A 1,083-nucleotide genomic window follows, 5' to 3' on the forward strand; every position below is an offset into this window, starting at 1 on the left:
CCGGCCTGATCGGCGCGGCCGCGGGCGTCGTCGTGGTCGGAGGACTGCTCTGGATCGCGTCGGCTCTGGGGCTGATCGGATGAACGCCGCACGGCGACGGCCCGGCGGCTCGACGGTGAGGACGCGCGGCAGGGGACCGGCCCGTCCCTGGGTCGGCTGGGTCTCCGGCGTCGTCGTCGCCGCGCTCGTGGTGACCCTCGCCGTGGTGGCGAGCGGTTTCGACTCGCGCGAGACGCCGCGCGAGGATCCGTCGGTGTGGGCGATGCGGGCGAGCGGGCAGTACGCGCGCATCAACACCGAGACTGCCGAGATCGATACGGTGCGCCAGGTGCAGAGCCCGAACGCGGTGGTGCAGTCGGGCGGTTTCGGGGTGGTGCTCACGCAGGGGAGCAGTCGTGCATGGCCGATCGATCCCGCCGCTCCGAAGGACATCGGAAGCGGGGGAGCGGCGTCGGCGGACGGCGGTGAGTCGGGCGACGACGAAGCCGCGTCCGATGGAGACACCGCCGCAGCGGAGGACGAAGACGCCGAAGACGCCGGGGACGCCGTGACCGCGGGCACCGTCGGGACGGCCGCGGAGTCGACGGCGCTCCGCACCCCGGCCGGGACGCGGCAGGTCACGGCGGCCGGCGGATGGGTGCTCTTCGCGACCGAGTCGGGAGAAGCCTATCTCTCGACGCTCCCGGCCGATGGGCGCGCGGATCGAACACTGCCCTCTCCGAGCCGGCTCGATCCTCTCGCCGAGGAGAACGCGGATCGCGATCCCGATCAGCAGCGGGACTACGAGGTCGACGCGGCGGCGCTCGACGCGGACGGACTGGTGGCCCTCTATTCCGACGCGGACCGCTCGGTGCGCTGGTTCGACGCGCGTACCGGTGGGTTCCGACAGACTGTGAGCGAGGTGCCCGAGGGGCTCCCGGACGAGGATCTGCAGCTCGCCGTCGTGGGCGGCGAGTGGGTGCTGCTCGATGCCGCGGGCGGACGGCTGTGGCGCGAGGGTGCGGAGGCGCCGGTCGAGCTGGAGCTCGCGGGTGAGGCGCTGCTGCAGGGTTCGAGCATCGCGGCTCGCGGAGCCGCAGCGCT

At 73.4% G+C, this 1,083-nt stretch carries 1 pseudogene; it reads left to right on the plus strand.

The features are described 5' to 3' along the window. Nucleotides 1-79: 79 nt before the first annotated feature. Nucleotides 80-1,083 (plus strand): annotated as a pseudogene (locus ACFPZL_RS13520) (hypothetical protein); the annotation flags it as partial.

This window comes from Leucobacter soli, from assembly GCF_042659205.1.
In the GTDB taxonomy this organism is placed as follows: domain Bacteria; phylum Actinomycetota; class Actinomycetes; order Actinomycetales; family Microbacteriaceae; genus Leucobacter; species Leucobacter soli.